At 63.9% G+C, this 16,672-nt stretch carries 17 protein-coding genes; 7 read left to right on the forward strand and 10 right to left on the reverse strand.

All coding sequences use genetic code 11. The features are described 5' to 3' along the window. The first annotated feature begins 13 nt into the window (after window positions 1–13). The 4 genes from EB815_RS14015 to EB815_RS14030 all read left to right on the forward strand — a co-directional run bounded on the left by EB815_RS14015 (window position 14) and on the right by EB815_RS14030 (window position 3,988). Window positions 14–1,060 carry an ornithine cyclodeaminase gene (locus EB815_RS14015; RefSeq protein WP_056565318.1) on the forward strand — a complete coding sequence of 349 codons (1,047 nt, stop codon included), beginning with the start codon at window positions 14–16 and terminating at the stop codon, window positions 1,058–1,060. A gap of 261 nt (window positions 1,061–1,321) precedes the next feature. Beyond that, complete coding sequence (locus EB815_RS14020; protein WP_056565826.1) at window positions 1,322–2,341, forward strand: isopenicillin N synthase family dioxygenase; 1,020 nt, start codon at window positions 1,322–1,324, stop codon at window positions 2,339–2,341. Window positions 2,342–2,650: 309 nt separating this feature from the next. Continuing rightward, complete coding sequence (locus EB815_RS14025; protein WP_056565313.1) at window positions 2,651–3,340, forward strand: SDR family NAD(P)-dependent oxidoreductase; 690 nt, start codon at window positions 2,651–2,653, stop codon at window positions 3,338–3,340. 396 nt (window positions 3,341–3,736) lie between these two features. Further along, window positions 3,737–3,988, forward strand: coding sequence for a DUF768 domain-containing protein (locus EB815_RS14030; RefSeq protein ID WP_056565310.1), 252 nt, complete (start codon window positions 3,737–3,739; stop codon window positions 3,986–3,988). A gap of 54 nt (window positions 3,989–4,042) precedes the next feature. Here EB815_RS14030 and EB815_RS14035 read toward each other — a convergent pair whose 3' ends face one another. From EB815_RS14035 to EB815_RS14045, 3 genes are all read right to left on the reverse strand, one after another. Beyond that, complete coding sequence (locus EB815_RS14035) at window positions 4,043–5,185, reverse strand: P1 family peptidase (protein ID WP_056565306.1); 1,143 nt, start codon at window positions 5,183–5,185, stop codon at window positions 4,043–4,045. Then, window positions 5,182–6,747: an exodeoxyribonuclease VII large subunit gene (gene xseA, locus EB815_RS14040; RefSeq protein ID WP_056565302.1), complete on the reverse strand. Its 1,566-nt coding sequence runs from the start codon at window positions 6,745–6,747 to the stop codon at window positions 5,182–5,184. Before xseA ends, EB815_RS14035 begins: the two co-directional genes overlap by 4 nt. A gap of 79 nt (window positions 6,748–6,826) precedes the next feature. Beyond that, window positions 6,827–7,783, reverse strand: a complete 957-nt coding sequence (locus EB815_RS14045) for a LysR substrate-binding domain-containing protein (RefSeq protein ID WP_056565299.1) — start codon at window positions 7,781–7,783, stop codon at window positions 6,827–6,829. 233 nt (window positions 7,784–8,016) lie between these two features. On the opposite strand from EB815_RS14045, the gene EB815_RS14050 reads away from it, so the two are divergent. After that, window positions 8,017–8,307, forward strand: a complete 291-nt coding sequence (locus EB815_RS14050; RefSeq protein WP_056565295.1) for a DUF1127 domain-containing protein — start codon at window positions 8,017–8,019, stop codon at window positions 8,305–8,307. Between the two features lie 173 nt (window positions 8,308–8,480). Here EB815_RS14050 and EB815_RS14055 read toward each other — a convergent pair whose 3' ends face one another. The 4 genes from EB815_RS14055 to EB815_RS14070 all read right to left on the reverse strand — a co-directional run bounded on the left by EB815_RS14055 (window position 8,481) and on the right by EB815_RS14070 (window position 12,618). After that, window positions 8,481–9,494, reverse strand: coding sequence for a DUF937 domain-containing protein (locus EB815_RS14055; protein ID WP_056565291.1), 1,014 nt, complete (start codon window positions 9,492–9,494; stop codon window positions 8,481–8,483). An 89-nt stretch (window positions 9,495–9,583) separates the two neighbouring features. Next, a complete protein-coding gene (locus EB815_RS14060; RefSeq protein ID WP_056565823.1) occupies window positions 9,584–10,957 on the reverse strand; it encodes a glutamate--cysteine ligase in 1,374 nt (457 codons plus the stop codon). Window positions 10,958–11,204: 247 nt separating this feature from the next. Next, window positions 11,205–11,939 (reverse strand): 16S rRNA (uracil(1498)-N(3))-methyltransferase, encoded by a 735-nt coding sequence (locus tag EB815_RS14065; RefSeq protein WP_056565820.1) that lies wholly within the window; start codon window positions 11,937–11,939, stop codon window positions 11,205–11,207. A gap of 31 nt (window positions 11,940–11,970) precedes the next feature. Beyond that, window positions 11,971–12,618 (reverse strand): hypothetical protein, encoded by a 648-nt coding sequence (locus EB815_RS14070; protein ID WP_056565288.1) that lies wholly within the window; start codon window positions 12,616–12,618, stop codon window positions 11,971–11,973. An 88-nt stretch (window positions 12,619–12,706) separates the two neighbouring features. On the opposite strand from EB815_RS14070, the gene EB815_RS14075 reads away from it, so the two are divergent. Continuing rightward, window positions 12,707–13,405, forward strand: a complete 699-nt coding sequence (locus EB815_RS14075) for a type 1 glutamine amidotransferase (protein ID WP_056565285.1) — start codon at window positions 12,707–12,709, stop codon at window positions 13,403–13,405. A gap of 325 nt (window positions 13,406–13,730) precedes the next feature. Further along, a complete protein-coding gene (locus EB815_RS33950) occupies window positions 13,731–13,862 on the forward strand; it encodes a hypothetical protein (RefSeq protein ID WP_013893872.1) in 132 nt (43 codons plus the stop codon). A 35-nt stretch (window positions 13,863–13,897) separates the two neighbouring features. Here EB815_RS33950 and EB815_RS14080 read toward each other — a convergent pair whose 3' ends face one another. Genes EB815_RS14080 through EB815_RS14090 form a run of 3 tightly spaced genes read right to left on the reverse strand, consistent with a single transcriptional unit; the run spans window position 13,898 to window position 16,668 of the window. Continuing rightward, window positions 13,898–14,665, reverse strand: coding sequence for a metallophosphoesterase family protein (locus tag EB815_RS14080; protein ID WP_056565283.1), 768 nt, complete (start codon window positions 14,663–14,665; stop codon window positions 13,898–13,900). A 37-nt stretch (window positions 14,666–14,702) separates the two neighbouring features. Further along, window positions 14,703–15,839 carry an alpha-hydroxy acid oxidase gene (locus tag EB815_RS14085; protein ID WP_056565280.1) on the reverse strand — a complete coding sequence of 379 codons (1,137 nt, stop codon included), beginning with the start codon at window positions 15,837–15,839 and terminating at the stop codon, window positions 14,703–14,705. 25 nt (window positions 15,840–15,864) lie between these two features. Then, a complete protein-coding gene (locus tag EB815_RS14090; protein ID WP_056565276.1) occupies window positions 15,865–16,668 on the reverse strand; it encodes a FadR/GntR family transcriptional regulator in 804 nt (267 codons plus the stop codon). Window positions 16,669–16,672: the final 4 nt, after the last annotated feature.

Below are 16,672 nucleotides of genomic sequence, written 5' to 3' on the forward strand. Positions count from 1 at the left end.
CAAGGAAAACAAAATGATCCCCAATCTCAACATCGTGCCGTTCGTCAGCGTCGACCACATGATGAAGCTGGTGCTGAAGATCGGCGTCGAACGCTTCCTCGTTGAGCTTGCCGGCTATATCGAGGATGATTTCCGCCGTTGGGACCTGTTCGACAAGACGCCGCGCGTCGCCTCGCATAGCGCCGAGGGCGTCATCGAACTGATGCCGACCAGCGACGGCGAGGTCTACGGCTTCAAATATGTCAACGGCCACCCCAAGAACATGCGCGAGGGCCGCCAGACCGTCACCGCCTTCGGCATGCTGGCCGATGTCCACAACGGCTATCCGGTGCTCTTGTCGGAAATGACCATCCTGACCGCGCTGCGCACGGCGGCGATGTCGGCTCTGGCGGCAAAACATCTGGCGCCGGCCGGCTCCCGCAGCATGGCGCTGATCGGCAATGGCGCCCAGGCCGAATTCCAGGCGCTGGCCTTCAAGGCGCTGCTCGGCATCGACACATTGCGCCTCTACGATATCGACCGTTCGGCGACCGAGAAATGCATCCGCAATCTGGCCGGGCTCGGCTTCGACATGACCGCCTGCACGACCGCGCAGGAGGCGGTCGAGGGCGCCGACATCATCACCACCGTCACCGCCGACAAGCAGTATGCCACCATTCTCACCGACAACATGGTCGGTTCCGGCGTCCACATCAACGCGGTCGGCGGAGACTGCCCGGGCAAGACCGAACTGCACCGCGATATCCTGCTGCGCTCCGATATTTTCGTCGAATATCCCCCGCAGACCCGCATCGAAGGCGAGATCCAGCAACTCGCACCGGATCATGAAGTCACTGAACTGTGGCAGGTCATATCAGGCGCCGTTAAGGGCCGGCGCGATACCGGCCAGATCACGCTGTTCGATTCCGTCGGCTTCGCCATCGAGGACTTTTCGGCACTGCGCTATGTCAGGGATCAGCTGAAGTCGACCGGCCTCTACCAGGAACTCGACATGCTGGCCGACCCCGATGAGCCGCGCGACCTGTTTGGCATGCTGTTGAGGGCGGCCCGGCAGGATTGATGGCGATTGGGCGCGCCCAACGCCTGTCTGTCATGGCATGATCGCGATCATCATCAGTCTGGTCGTCCGAATGGAAAAATTGTTCGTCGCGGCTGCGCCGAAGGGCCGATCGTTTCTTTCCCGGCAATTCGAAGTCGATGAGACTTGCGCGCATTGATGGCGGCCATGGTCGCGCAAACGTGCCTGCATGTTCAACCGGCTGGGTTTTCCGAAGCGGTGATTTCAAACAACGCCCGGAAGGCACTGGGAAAGGAGCCCGATATGCCAAGAATAGTGCCCGTGCTTGATTTGAGCCGTCTTGAGCAAGGCGCGTCCGAGCGCCGGACATTTCTGGCGGACTTGCGCTCCGCTTCGCGTGACATCGGCTTTTTCTACCTGGCCGGACACGGCATCTCCTGGGCGGAGATCAGCGAGGTACTCACCGCGTCGCGTCACTTCTTTGCCTTGCCGGAAGCCGACAAGCTTGCAATCGAGATGGTCAAATCCTCGCAGTTCCGCGGCTATACGCGCGCAGGCGGCGAACTGACCAGGGGCAAGCAGGACTGGCGCGAGCAACTCGACATCGGCGTCGAACGTCAGACGATCGCGCAAGGGCCGGGAATTCCGGCCTGGACGCGGCTGCAGGGGCCGAACCAGTGGCCCGCGGCGCTGCCGGATCTCAAGCCGGCGCTGCTTGCCTGGCAGAGCAAGGTGACGGCCGTGGCGATCCGGTTGCTCAAAGCCTTCGCGCTGTCGCTCGATCAGCCCGAGGACGCCTTCGACCCGATCTATCGCGGGGAACCCAATCACCGCATGAAGATCGTGCGCTACCCCGGCCGCGATGCAACTGGCGGCGACCAGGGCGTGGGCGCGCACAAGGATGGCGGTTTCCTGACGCTGCTGCTCCAGGATGACAACAAGGGACTCCAGGTCGACTATGACGGCAGCTGGGTCGATGTCGATCCCATTCCCGGCACGCTCGTCGTCAACATCGGCGAATTGCTCGAACTGGCCTCCAATGGCTATTTGCGCGCGACCGTGCATCGGGTCGTGACGCCACCCGCCGGCGTCGAGCGCATTTCCGTGCCGTTCTTCTTCAGCGCGAGGCTCGATGCGACGATACCGCTGCTTGGCCTTTCCGAGGAACTGGCGGCGCAGGCGCGTGGACCGGCCAGCGATCCGGACAATCCGCTGTTTCGCGATGTCGGGACCAATGTGCTGAAAAGCCGGCTGCGCTCGCATCCCGACGTCGCGCGGCGCCATTATGCGGATCTGCTTGAAGGGGAAAGCCGGGTTGGTTGAGCGTCCTGGCGAAGAAGGAATAGAATTTTCGCAATTCTGGCCAATCTTTAGAAAATCGTCCGTCGTATCTGTCCGAGAATCGGTACAAAAGAGAAAAATCCGTTCGGTGTTTTCCTCCCATTTCGCCGAGCGGTGTTCCCCTCTGAAGGTTATGACCTTCTTTTTGGCCGGGCCGTTTTCGCGCCCGGCCATTTTTCTGGAGCAATTCCAGGTGCCTCGGCGTTGCCGCCGCCGCGCTGATCCGGCAAGCTTCAACCCCGTTCATTCGCCAGTCACCGACCGCGATCCGTGCAAGGAAGGAGAGGTCTCATGACATCCAATGTCGCCGTCATCGCCGGTGCGGGTTCCGGCTTGAGCGCCTCGCTGGCGCGCCTCCTCGCCAAGGAAGGGTTCAGCGTCGTTCTGGCCGCCCGCAACATCGAGAAACTCGGCGCATTGCAGGCTGAGACAGGCGCGCAGGCCGTGGCAACGGATGTCTCCGACCCCGCTTCGGTGGAGCGTCTGTTCGATGTCGCCGACAAGGCCGGTCCGCTCTCGCTGGTGGTTTTCAACGCCAGCGGACGCGCTCGCGGGCCGATAGCCGAGCTTGATCCCGAGGCGGTCCGGCAGGCTTTGCTGGTTGGGGCCTATGGCGGGTTCCTGGTCGGCCAGCAGGCGGCGCACCGGCTCATCGCCCAAGGGGCTGGCTCGATCTTCTTCACCGGTGCGACGGCAAGCGTGAAGGGGTTCGCCGGGTCCGCCGGTTTTGCGATGCCCAAATTCGGCTTGCGCGGGCTGGCCCAGTCCATGGCTCGTGAGCTGGCGCCGAAGAACATCCACGTCGCGCATTTCATCATCGACGGCGCCATCGCCTCGGTTTCGTCCGGGCAGGAGCCCGGTCCGCCGGATCGCCGACTGTCTCCGGACGCCATCGCCGAAGCCTATCTCTCCATCCATCGCCAGCACCGCAGCGCCTGGACCTGGGAAATGGAGCTGAGGCCCTGGGTTGAGACCTTCTGATGGGGCGCGGGAGTGCGACTTTGGTGCAACCTGTGGGCACGGTTGGCAGGAGTCGACATTGCGGGAGTATATCACTATATAGCGGCGGCCTCGCTGGCTCGCGCCTTGAGGGCGAACGTCAAAAGGCGGCTGTAGCGACAGCCATTGAGATTAAGAAACGGACTGAAAGCCGTAAAAGGTAGAAGCAATTGCTCGGCGCGGGCCAGATCCCGCCAACGGTACAGTCCTTCAGAATCAGAAAATGTTCTTCACCCCTCGATTTCCTTCGGCTCTGTGGACCCTGGACGGCATTGACTTGCCGGCTGGCCGCGACTCGGCTGGAATGGGAAGATGCATCCTTTGCGGGATGCCGACGTTTATGATTACCAACCGGCTTTGCCGCCAGGGAACAGCAGTATGAGTGAACACGCCATCGAGTTCTTGCGGGGATGGATCGGCGAAAAGGTCCATTGCCAGTCCCAGGCCAGGATCGACAAGCAGGCCGAGACATTGGCCAGGGAATGCGCCGCCAAGGCGGCCGAGGTCGGCATCCCGCTGGAGGACATCCAGGAAGAAGTCGGCGATATCCAGGAGCTCATTGCTTCCCGGCTCGAGGAAGCGGCCGAGGCCGACGAGCACCAGCAGGCCTCCAGCAAGGCCGCGGAATAGATTTTAACGGCCATTCTGTCTGAATGCGCGGGCCCGTCGGCCCGCGTTGTCGTCTCAGCCGAACTTTTCTTTCAACCCGAACTTTTCTTTCAACCAGGTCTTCGGCAGTGCCGGCACGAAATTGCCGTCGCGCCCGCTCATGTCGTCATTGGCGACGAGGGCGTTGAGGATCGATTCCTCGACCGCCTGGATCACGGCATCGAAGAACGGGTCAATGTCCGTATCGGGAATGAAATCGGCATTGGCGATCCGGCCGGACGGCGCCAGTGCCGCGGCAGGATTGGCCGTCGTGAAGGCGAGAAAAATATCGCCCGAGCTGTGATAGCCGAAGCCGCCGGTCATGGCGACGCCGAGCGGCACACGGCGGGCCAGTCGCTTCATCTGGTGCGGCAGGAATGGCGCATCGGTGGCGACAACGGCGATGATCGAACCCTTTTCGGCGCGGGGCGTGCCTTCGCGGATCGCCGGTTCCGTGAGTTCCGGCCCGGCACGCAGGCCGCGAAGGGTAAAATTGCGCCGCTTGCCGAAATTCGACTGCACGAAGGCGCCGACCGTGTAGGAATGTCCCTGCCATCCAACGACGCGCGACGCCGTGCCCGCCCCGGCCTTGAAGCCGAAGGTGATCATGCCTGTGCCGCCGCCGACGCTGCCTTCCTCGACCGGCCCGCTGGTTGCGCCGTCAAGGGCTTCGGTCACGTGCTCAAAGCTCAGATGGTTACCGTTTATGTCGTTGAGAAACCCGTCATAGGTTTCCGCCGCCACCGGCAGGCCCCAGCCGCTGTCGAGCGCGGCCGGCAGCACTTGGTGCATCCAGCGCAGCGTGCCGTCGCGCGAAACGCCGCAGGAGTGCGTGTTGGTGATGGTGATCGGGAAGTTGAAGGCACCGGTTTCCTCGACGATGTGCGAGCCGGTCAACTCGCCATTGCCATTCTGGCTGAAGATACCGGCGAAGACCGGCGTGGCCAGATCGACGCGTGGCCTGGGCAGGATCGCGGTGACGCCGGTGCGCACTGGCCCCTTGCCGACGACGAGCGCACCTTCCCCGGAAATCAATGTCGCATGGCCGACAGCGACGCCGGACACGTCGGTGATTGCGTTGAACGGCCCGGGCGTACCGTCGAAGCCTATGCCGAAGCTCCGTGCGCGTGGCTTGCCGCCGGGCGTGGCCAGATGGTGCGGATTTCCGGTCGTGGTCAGAACAGCGATCCCTGGTTGCCGGGTTCCTTGGCCTTGGCCGCTGGCTTGGCAGCCGGCTTCGGCCGCGCCGCACCACTGGTTGCCACCGCATCCGCCGTGCCGTCGGCGAACTCCAGCGAAAGCGCCATCCCCGATGTTACGTCGGCGGCCTGCTTGATGACCGCGCCGTCGGCGTCCTTCACCAGCGCGAAGCCACGCGCCAGCACGGCCTTGTGCGACAGCGTGGTCAGCAGGCGCTCTGCCTGGCTCAACTGGCCGCGCAGCCGCTCGAGCCGCAGCGAGATGACGCGATCCTGCCGCCTTGCGAGCGCCGCCAGTGCATCGGTCTGCTGCTTCTGCCTTCGTGCGATCGGTGCCGGCGACAGCCGCGTCGCGGTGCGCGCAAAGCGCGCGCGTCGCTCGCGCACGATGGCGAAGAACGCCGCCTGAGCGCGGGCGAGGTCACGGCCGGTGAGCGTGCGGGCCTCGTTGATGCGCCGCGACAGCGTGGCCGGCGTCAGCCTCTGGCCCTGGAGCCGCGCCCGCTTGCGATCGACGCTGACGGACAGGCCGCGGCCGAGCCTCGATGTCGCCTCATCGAGGCGCCGGCGCGGCAGCGCCAGCAATTGATCGGGCGAGGGCAGTGCGCGCGCCGCCGCACGCGCGGCCTGCCGCTTGCGTTCGAAATTGCGTGAGACGGCCGCCTTGAGCCGCGCGCCAAGGCTGGCAAGCGTCGCTTCGAGGTCGGCCTTCACGGGCACTGCGATTTCGGCCGCGCCCGTTGGTGTCGGCGCCCGCACATCCGCGACGAGGTCGATCAGTGTCCAGTCGGTTTCATGGCCGACCGCCGAGATCACCGGAATTCCGGAGGCGGCAACGGCGCGGGCGAGCGCTTCGTCGTTGAACCCCCACAGATCCTCCAGGCTGCCGCCGCCGCGCGCGACGATCAAGAGATCGGGGCGCTGGATCGGGCTATCCCAGGCCAGTGCATTGAAGCCGGCGACGGCATTGGTCACTTCCACGCCTGACGTCTCGCCCTGCACGCGCACCGGCCAGACGAGCACATGCAGCGGAAAGCGGTCCTTGATGCGATGGATGATGTCGCGGATGACGGACCCGGTCGGCGAGGTGACGACGCCGATGATAAGAGGCATGAAGGGCAGCCGGCGCTTGCGTGCGGCATCGAAAAGCCCCTCGGCCTGCAGCCGGCGCTTGCGTTCCTCCAGCAGCGCCATCAGCGCCCCGGCGCCGGCCGGCTCCAGATTGTCGATGACAATCTGGTAGTTGGACTTGCCGGGATAGGTGGTGAGCTTGCCGGTGGCGATCACCTCCATCCCTTCCTCGGGACGGAATTTCAGCCGGCTCATCGTGCCTTTCCACACCACGGCGTCGAGCCGGGCGCGGTCGTCCTTCAGCGCGAAATAGGCATGGCCGGAGGAGTGCGGGCCCCGATAGCCGGAGATTTCGCCGCGCACCCGCACATTGCCAAAGACGTCCTCGACCGTGCGCTTCAGCGCGCCGGAGATCTCGCTCACCGTGTATTCGGTGGCGTTGGTGCGTGATTCGGATGCTGCTTCGCTCATCGGCCGATTGGGGGCTGGTTGGCGCCTCACGTCAAGGCGCGCGTATCCGGCCACGCGCTCAAGGCGCCTCGATTCTTCCCTACCAGCCGGGCAGGATCTGGTTCGGTCTCGTCCGCTTCATCTTGGCAAAGGCGAGTGCGGCGAAGTCGAATGTTCCCGTCTCCTCGCCAAGCGGCACCGAGATGTTGTCCAGGCTCTCCGAGATGTGGCGGGCAAGCGCATCGACGATCTCCGGCCGCGAGGTCTGGCCGCGCATGATGCCGATGCGGCAGTCGGGCAGGGCGCCGAAACCGTCGGCCTCGCCCAGCACCCGCATGCCGGGCCTGAGCGCGCATTCCGGCAGCACCGAGATCGCCAGGCCCGAAAGCACGGCGGCGGTGATGACGGTCGCCGAGAAACTGGTGAACAGGATGCGATAGTCGCGGTTCTGCTGGTCCAGCACATCGACGGCGGCGCGCCGCCAGATGCAGTTCGGCCGGCCGAAGGCCATTGGCAGTGTTACCTGTTCATGTGTCGCATGGTTGGCCGAGGTGACCCAAAGCAGCGGTTCGCGCCGCACCACCTCCGACTGGCCGCGCACATCGTTGTGCGTCACCAGCGCCAGGTCGAGATTGCCGCGCTTGATATGTTCGACCAGTCCCGGTGTGGGCTCGCAGATGACAGTCAGTTCGACACGCGGATTGGAGCGCGTGAAGCGCGCCATGATCTCAGGCAGGAAACGGTCGGCATAATCGTCCGGCGTGCCGATGCGGATCGTGCCCTCGAGTCGCTGGTCGTCGAAGGCGGCCAGCGTTTCGCGGTTGAGGTAGAGCAACCGCCTTGCGTAGGAGAGCAGCTTGTCGCCTTCCTCCGTCAGCCTGTTGCTGCGCCCCTCCTTCTCGAACAGCGGCTTGCCGATCCGCTCTTCCAGCCGGCGCATCTGCATCGATACCGCCGACTGGGTGCGGTGCACCTCTTCGGCTGCCCGCGTGAAGCTGCCGGTATCGGCGATTGAGATGAAGGTTTGCAACTGATCGAGATCGAGCGGCGCTTTCATCGGTCTAATCCATCATTGATGTTGATGCTAAAGATTAGAAACATTCGTTGGATTAATCAATCGGCCGATGGCAAGTTGGTATCGTCCACATGAAGCCAACGCATGTCGCCCAAAAGTGGACACCGGTTTTGGGACAACGACATGCATCTTTAAAAATGAATCGAAGCCGGAACGGCCGCTGTCGCCAGCGCCGATCGCTTGGCTTTGTCCGCTCGACTCCGAAGGAGACTGCTGTGACCACGATCGATTTCGCCACCGAGACCTCGCGCATCACCTCGCGTCCGGCTGTTGCGATGCGCGTGGCCAACACCGTCTTCAATTTCTACCGCGCCTGGAAAAACCGCCGCGCCTTCTATCGCCTTGGCGAGATGTCGGACGCCGAGCTCGCCGATATCGGCCTGACGCGCGCCGACCTGCATGTCGCCATCGACGTGCCGTTTGGCCGCGACCCGACGGCGATGCTGCGTGAAATCGCCAGCGATCGCGTGGAGACGATCGAGGATCTTGCCCGCAAGGTGGCCTGATCGGTTGAGTTTCGGCCGCGTTGAACCTTTTCAGGGCTCAGCGCGACCAAAGGTTCTGCAGGCTTCCCACTCCCTGCCGGTTCCCCGCCGGCCTGCCTGCACGCTGCCCGGTCCTCCCAAGGACCGGGCTTTTCTTTTTCCGGCGTGTTCGGAAATGGTTGCCGCCTTGGCGCCTACCTGCGATCCATATCGCGCTTGAACTGATCGAAGATCGTTTCCACGCCCTTCTGATAGTCGTCGCGCTGCTGGGCGCCGGTCTCGAACATCTTGCCGAACAAATCGTCGAACGGGTTCCTCGGCCTGCCGCTCGGGTTGGCCTGCGGTTGCGGCGCCTGGCGCGGCTGCGGTGCCTGAGGCTGAGGCGCCGGCTGCCCGCCGCCCAATCCTCCCCCGCCGCCCTGCCGCAGCATTTCCTCGAAGATCTTTCCCAGCGGATTGTCACCATACGGGCTCTGCGTCTGCTGGGGCTGCGGTCGGGCTTGCGGCTGCGGCGCGCCGCCACCAAACATGTCCTGCAGCACCTTGCCGAGCGGATTGTCACCATAAGGGTTGGGCGCTTGCTGCGGCTGGTTTTGCGGTTGTGGCGTGCCGCCGCCGAACATGTCCTGCAAGACCTTGCCGAACGGGTTGTCCATCGGGTTCTGGGGCGGCGGAGCCTGACGTTGTTGTGGTGCCGGGGCCTGCATGCCGCCTTGCCGCATCATCTGCTCGATGATCTCGCCGAGCGGATTGTTGCCGCCGCCGAAACCTCCCGCGGACTGCATCTGATTTGTCGTCTGCTTGAACAGGCCGCCCATCACCATCGAGGCGATCGCGGGCAGCATCTGCTGCAGCACCTGCTGGCTGACGCCGCTCGCTTGCGCCGCCTGGCTGGCCACGGCGCGTGACAGGTCCTTGGACCCGAACAGATGTCCGAGGATGCCGTTGCCTTCATCGACGCCTTGCGGCGAGAACGCCCGGGTCGCGTCTTCGAAATATTTGGCGTGCTGGCCGCTTGCCATCGCCGTCATGAAGGCGCCGAGACCGTAGGGATCGGCGGTGTTGCGTTGCAACCCCTGCGAAAAGGCCGGCAGCAGTGCTGCGACCGCCGCCTGTGTCTGTTGCATCGAAAGCCCATATTGTTGGGCAAGCGCCTGCATGCCGTTGCCGTTCTGGGCCTGGGTCAGCATGTCGAACAAGGTAGGCATCGGCTTCTCCTCGTGAATTCCTCGGAAGAGAGCCTAATTCGTTTCAACACTCGATTGAAGCAGCTTCTGCCGCTCCTCAACGCGCGCGGTTAATAGGCGTATTCCATGAACACCGGCTCGATCGAGCCGCCCCAGCGCGTGTGATAGGCCGAAAGCATCTCCTCGGCGCTGGTCGTGCCGCGCGCAACCACTTCGTCCAAAGTGTTGAGGAACGAGGTCTCGTCGTAGCCGTCACGGTTCTTCTTGGCGCGGTTCTTCAGCCCCGTGCGCGAGATTGCCAGCACATCGCGCGCCATCTCGCGCAGTGTGGCGTTGCGGAAGGGCGCGGAAATGCCCAGCTCCGGCACCGCGTTTCGCATGGCCAGCACTTCCTTGTAGGTCCAGCTCGAGGTCAACGCCTCGGCCGCGTCGAGCGCCGCCTCGTCATAGAGCAGGCCGACCCAGAAGGCCGGCAGCGCGCAGATGCGCCGCCACGGGCCGCCATCGGCGCCGCGCATTTCGAGGAAACGCTTCAGCCTGACGTCGGGGAACAGCGTCGACAGGTGGTTCGCCCAGTCGCCCATCGTCGGCAGCCCGTCCGGCACTTCGTTGCGCGCGGCGCCGGCCATGAACTGGCGGAAGGTGATGTGCGTCATGTCGTGATAACGGCCGTCGCGGATGACGAAATACATCGGCACGTCGAGCGCCCATTCGACATAGTCGGCGAAACCGAACTCGGGCGAGAAGCAGAATTCGAGCAGGCCGGAGCGCTGGTTGTCGGTGTCGCGCCAGATGTCGCCGCGCCAGCTCTGCAGGCCGTTCGGCCGGCTCTCGGTGAAGGGCGAGTTGGCGAACAGCGCCGTCGACAGCGGCTGCAGCTTCAGCGAGACCTGCATCTTGCGGCGCATGTCGACTTCGCTCTCGAAGTCGAGGTTAACCTGGATGGTACAGGTGCGGTACATCATGTCGAGGCCCTTGGTGCCGACCTTGGGCATGTAGCGCGTCATGATCTCATAGCGCGATTTCGGCATTTTCGGCGTGTCGGCCAGCGACCATTTCGGGCTGCCGCCGAGGCCGAGGAAGCGGATGCCCATCGGTTCGGCGATCTCGCGCACCTGCGCCAGATGCGCATTGCCCTCGCGGCAGGTCTGATGGATGGTCTCCAGCGGCGCGCCGGAAAGCTCGAACTGGCCGCCGGGCTCGAGCGAGATCGCGCCCTGGCCCGTCGGCTCGACCAGGCCGATGATGCGGCCGTCATCGATGATCGGGTCCCAGCCCAGCTTTTCCTGCATGCCTTCGAGGATGGCGCGGATGCCGCGCTCGCCGCCATAGGGCACGGGCGCGTTGCCATCGACATAGAAGGGGAATTTCTCGTGCTCGGTACCGATGCGCCATTTGTCGCGCGGCTTGTTGCCTTCGGCCAGATGCTCGACGAGTTCGTCGACACCTTCGATCGGCCGGAAATCGGTTGTGTCGCGCGCCATGATCAAGCCCTCCGCACATGACCCCAGAAATCGATCTTCGATTTTCGGAAAGGATCATGGGCCAAATGAAAATGCTACAGCGTCCTTTGCGCGTCCGAAAGGACGCGCGGCACTGTAGAGCGGCCAGTGGAGCCGCCGGCGGTAAATGGACGAAATGTCAGTAGCCGATCAAGCGAAAAATCCTGAGCCACAGGTCAAGAGGAATTGAAGGCCACGATCCGCCCTGCCTCTTGCAAGACATGACATCCTACCAGTCTCCGACAGTTGCCTGCATCACCGCAAGTGCCGCCACGGCCGCCGTGTCGGCGCGCAGGATGCGCGGTCCGAGCGGAATGGCGGTGACGAAGGGCAGGGCGCGCAGCATCTTGCGCTCGTCATCGGAAAAGCCGCCCTCGGGTCCGACCAGCAGCGCAAGCTTCTTCTCCTTCACCTGCTGCAGGGCAGGCAGCGGATTGTTGGTCGAGGCGTCCTCGTCGCAGAAGACCAGCCGCCTTTCCTTGTCCCAGCCGGTCAGCAGGCGTTCGAACTTTTCCGCCTCGCGAACCTCCGGCACCGCCAGGATACCGCATTGCTCGGCGGCCTCGACGACGTTGGCGCGCAGCCGATCGATGGACGGCTTGGCGACTTGCGTATGCTGGGTGATGACCGGCTGCAGGATGCCCGCACCCATCTCGACCGCCTTCTGCACGAGATAGTCGAGGCGGCCCTGCTTCAGCGGCGCGAAACAGTAGATGAGGTCGGGCAGTGGCGGCTGCGGCCGCTGCAATGCCAGCACCCTCAGTCTGACCGCCTTCTTCGACTTCGCCGCGATGGCCGCCGACCACTCGCCATCGCGGCCATTGAAGACCAGGATCTCGGCGCCTTCGCCAAGCCGCAGCACATGCATCAGATAATGGCTTTGCTGCTGGCCGGCGTCGAATTCGGCATCCGCTCCGAGGTCGTCGGGCACAAACAGGCGTTGCATCTTGTAATTGGCGCGCATCGCCGAGGAATGAGCGAGCCGGCCGCCTGCGTCAAGCCTCGGCCGATGCATGCCACACCGGCCGAAAGCCATGCCGCAGGACATTGAGCGTCGTCGCTGGAGTGAGCAGCAAAAGCGTCTTTTCGCCGAGTGAGCCGAAATCAGCGGGCGGGCCGTAACCGGGGAACGACCAGCGCAGTGCCTTGCCGCCGCGCAAGGCATAGGCTGAACCGCCATCCGCAACCATGGCGCCGTCCGGCAGGCCGCCAAGGTCTTCAACGGCAACCACAGGCGGCTCGCCCCCCGAGGCCAGCCGCTCCTGGTGCAGCAGCTTGTCGACCTGCGGGGCGCGCGGCTCGGCAATGTCGAAGGCTTCGCCGAAGCGCTGGACAAACTCCCTGGCCCGTTCGCGCTGGCAGAAAAAGCAGGGGCGGTGTCCCGCCGCCAAGGCCGTAACCTCGTCGAGGAAGAAAAGCTCGGTCCAGCCGGCCTTGCCGCCGGGCCTGTTGCGGCCCATCGGCTCGCGCCGCACATTGCGGAATCGGCACACGCAGACGATCCAGGCCTGAAGCGCCCAGCGTTTCTTCAAGAGCGTCCTGGTTTCGGGATCATGGATGATGCCGCGATTGCCGGTGAACAGGCCGCGCTCGGGCACGGCGTGGATGGCGCCGAACGGATCGACCCGGTTCTGCAGTGGCATAGTTCTCTCCTGGGATACGCATCTTGGCTGCTATGCGGGCGGCATGATATCGCTCGTCGCATCATTTTCATGTCAGCAGGGTTTTGCGATGCGGGTGCTGGTGGTCCAGAACTACGACAATACCGGCCTCGGCCAGGTTGGTGCCGCACTCGCGGAAGCGGGTGCCGATCTCGATGTGCGCCTCCCTTACAAGGGCGATCCGCTGCCGCGGGATGCGGCCGGGCACGATGCCATGGTGGTGCTCGGCGGCGGCCAGAATGCGTTGGCCGACGATGAATATCCCTATTTCCCGGCCTTGCTCGAACTGACCCGCGATTTTGCCGGCAAGGACCGCGCCGTGCTCGGCATCTGCCTTGGCAGCCAACTCGTCGCCCGCGCCTTTGGGGGTGAGAATCGCATCGGCGCCGCCAACGAATTCGGCTGGCGCGGCGTGTCGCTGACGCGGGATGCCAAGGCCGATCCGGTGCTGGCTGAACTGCCGGAAGAATTCCCGATCTTCCAGTGGCACGACGACACATTCGAACTGCCGCAAAACGCCGTACGGCTCGCCGGCAACGATGTCGCCGAAAACCAGGCGTTTCGTGTCGGCCGCGCCGTCTATGGCTTCCAGTTCCATTTCGAGGCCGATCGGCCGATGGTGAAGAACTGGAGCACCTCCTTCGCCCCCACCATTGCCGCGCGCCATCCCGACTGGGCCGGCAAGCTCGATGGCGAAATGGCCCGCAACGGACCCGACGCCGATGCCGCCGGGCTGGCCATTGCCCGCGCCTGGGTGGCGACCATCTGAGACACTCACTCGCCAGAGCGAATTTCGAAACAGCCTCTGAGCGTCCATCGCTGCCACGTGACATAATTGGCACGCGGCCGTGAAACCGGCTGGGGAAAACCTCTTTCCTTCTTGGCTTGTGTCCGCCCGCCATTCTAGAAGGCGCGCGCTCTGCATCTGAAGTGCAACCGCGATGAACCTTTTGTGTGACCCGTGCGACACACCCTCGATACAGAACGCGCCTAGAAGCGCGAAATCGTCGAAACTTTGAAGCGAATTCTCCGTTTCAACGCATTGGTAACCGCCTGGTGCACAGATGCAGAAAGCTCAACAAGAGATGACCTCCGTGAAAGCAGCGCTTCTGTCCTTTGCCATGTTGTCCGCCATCGTGCTTTGCGGTCTCGGCATCTATGCCGCCGATGCCGCCAACAACCACAACGCCGTCGACGGCTACGGCGTTACCGCTTCGCTTCGCTAAAGCCGGCTCGCTGGCGACGCTTCCCGCGGCGCGGCTCAAGCTTCTTTTATTGTCATTTCCAGGATGCGTTTGTCCGCTCCGTCGACGACGAGCGCGGTAAGCATGCCTGATTGCCAGGCAAGCGTGTCGACATTGACGCGGTTGGCCATCACTTCGGCCTCGGGGACCGGGGTGTGGCCATGCACCACGATCTTCGGAAACAGGCCGGTGTGATCATGGAAAATGTCGCGGATCCAGATCAGGTCCTGCGGGCTCTGCTTGTCCAGCGCAATGCCCGGCCTGATGCCGGCATGGCAGAAGAAGAAGTCGCCTGATGTCACCGAGAACGGCAGCGACCGCAGGAAATCGACATGGCTTTGCGGCACGGCTTCGAGCAAGGCCTGATGTCCGCGTCTCATCGTCTCCGTCTTGCCGAACCAGCTGGCGTCCGGGGTGAGGGAGACTCCGTAGGACAGCGCCGTCTGGACGCCGCCATAGCGCATGAAGAGCCCTTCCGGTTCAGGGTTTCCCAGAAAATCGAGAAAGCCGATGTCGTGGTTGCCGGCCAGCATCAGGTTGCGCGGATCGCGTTCTCGGGCTTCGATCAGAAAATCGATGACGCCCTTGGAATCTGGCCCGCGGTCGACATAGTCGCCGAGATGGATCACCCGCCAATCGCGAACCGGTTTCCATTCCAGCTCGCTCGCGATCCGCTGGTGCATGGCGGCCAGCAGGTCAAGCCGGCCATGCACGTCGCCGATCGCGTAAAGGCGCACATCCTCTGGCCCATGCGCGTCGAGAAAATGGATGCCGGGTTCCGCCAACGCCTCGTGGTCTCCGTGGTCAGGCTGTCACCGGGCCCTAGCGCCGGAGCTGGTCCTTGCCCATGTCGGTGACCAGACGCTTTCCGCACAGCGCCAGCGTGATGTCCATCTCCTTGCGGATGATTTCCAACGCTTTGGTAACCCCTTCCTTGCCGAGCGCGCCCAGGCCGTAAAGGAATGGCCGGCCGATATAGGTGCCCTTGGCGCCGAGGCAGAGCGCCTTCAACACGTCCTGGCCGGAGCGGATGCCGCCATCCATGTGCACTTCTATTCTGTCGCCGACCGTGTCCGCGATCTCTTCCAGCGCCATGATCGATGACGACGCGCCGTCGAGCTGGCGCCCGCCATGGTTGGAAACCACGATCGCGTCGGCGCCGGTCTTGGCCGCCATCAGTGCATCCTCCTTGTCGAGGATGCCCTTCAGGATCAGCTTGCCACCCCAGCGTTCCTTGATCCAGGCGACATCCTTCCACGACAGCTGCGGATCGAACTGCTCCGTCGTCCAGGATGACAGCGAAGAGACGTCACCGACACCTTTGGCGTGGCCGACGATGTTGCGGAAGGTGCGGCGCTTGGTGCCGGCTATGCCCAGGCACCAGCGCGGTTTGCTGGCCAGGTCGATGATGTTGGCCAGCGTCATCTTGGGCGGCGCCGAAAGCCCGTTGCGGACATCCTTGTGTCGCTGGCCGAGGATCTGCAGGTCGAGCGTCAGCACCAGGGCCGAGCACTTTGCCGCCTTCGCCCGGTCGATCAGGTCGAGCACGAAATCCTTGTCGCGCAGCACATAGAGCTGGAACCAGAACGGTTTCTTCGTTACCGAGGCGACATCCTCGATCGAGCAGATGCTCATCGTCGACAGGGTGAAGGGCACGCCGAATTCCTCGGCCGCCCGCGCCGCCAGCATCTCGCCGTCGGCGTGCTGCATGCCGGTCATGCCGGTTGGCGCCAGCGCCACGGGCATCGACACTTTCTCCCCGATCATGGTCGATTCCAGCGAGCGGTTGCTCATGTCGACCAGGACGCGCTGGCGGAACTTGATCTTCTGGAAGTCTTCTTCGTTGGCCCGATAGGTGCTCTCGGTCCAGGCGCCGGAATCTGCATAGTCGAAGAACATCTTGGGCACGCGCCGGCGGGCGAGATCCTTGAGGTCTGCGATGGTGAGAATGTCGCTCATGATGGTCCCCGCTTGATCGAAATGACTAGGAGCGTCTGCGTGCTGGTTCGCTATCGCCGGCTTCCGAACGCTGCCGCAGCCTCAGCCGCGACACCCGTTGCCAGTCGCCGCTGCGCTCGGCCTCGGCCATGGACCGCTCGACATAAATCATGTGGTCCATCGCCGCCTGCCGGGCCGCCGTGGGATCGCCGGCCTTTACAGCGGCATGGATTGCCTTGTGCTGCGCAAGCAGCGCCTCGCGCGCGCCGGGCACGCTGAACACCAGCAGCCGGTTCTGGAACACGCCTTCCGACAGCAGCCGATAGCAGGAGCGCAGCGTGTGCAGGAGCAGTATATTGTGCGCGCATTCGCAGATTGCTTGATGAAACTCGACGTCGATTTCAGCCTCGTCGTCGAAATCGCCGGTGCGGTGCGCCTCGTCCATGCGCGCCATGATGCGGTCGAGCAGCGCAAGGTCCTCCGGGGTGGCGCGCCGCGCCGCATATTCGGCGGCGATGCCCTCGATCTCGCGGCGGTATTCCAGATAATCGGTCACCGCCTTGCGATGCATCGAGATCAGGTCGGCCACCGGCTTGGTGAACAGCTGGCCGATAATGTCGGCGACATGCGTGCCGCCGCCGGCCTTGGTCGTCAGCAGCCCGCGCCCTTCGAGGGCCTTCAGGGCATCGCGCAGGATCGGCCGCGACACGTCGAACTGGCGTGCCAGCTCGCGCTCGCCGGGCAGGCGATCGCCCGTGCGCAGCACCCCTTCGAGGATGAGGCTCTCGATTTGCTGCACGACCTCGTCGGCGGTGCGCGAATGCTCAATCCTGGAAAAAATGTCGCTCAACGGA

It is taken from the genome of Mesorhizobium loti (assembly GCF_013170705.1).
Classification (GTDB): Bacteria; Pseudomonadota; Alphaproteobacteria; order Rhizobiales; family Rhizobiaceae; genus Mesorhizobium; species Mesorhizobium loti_D.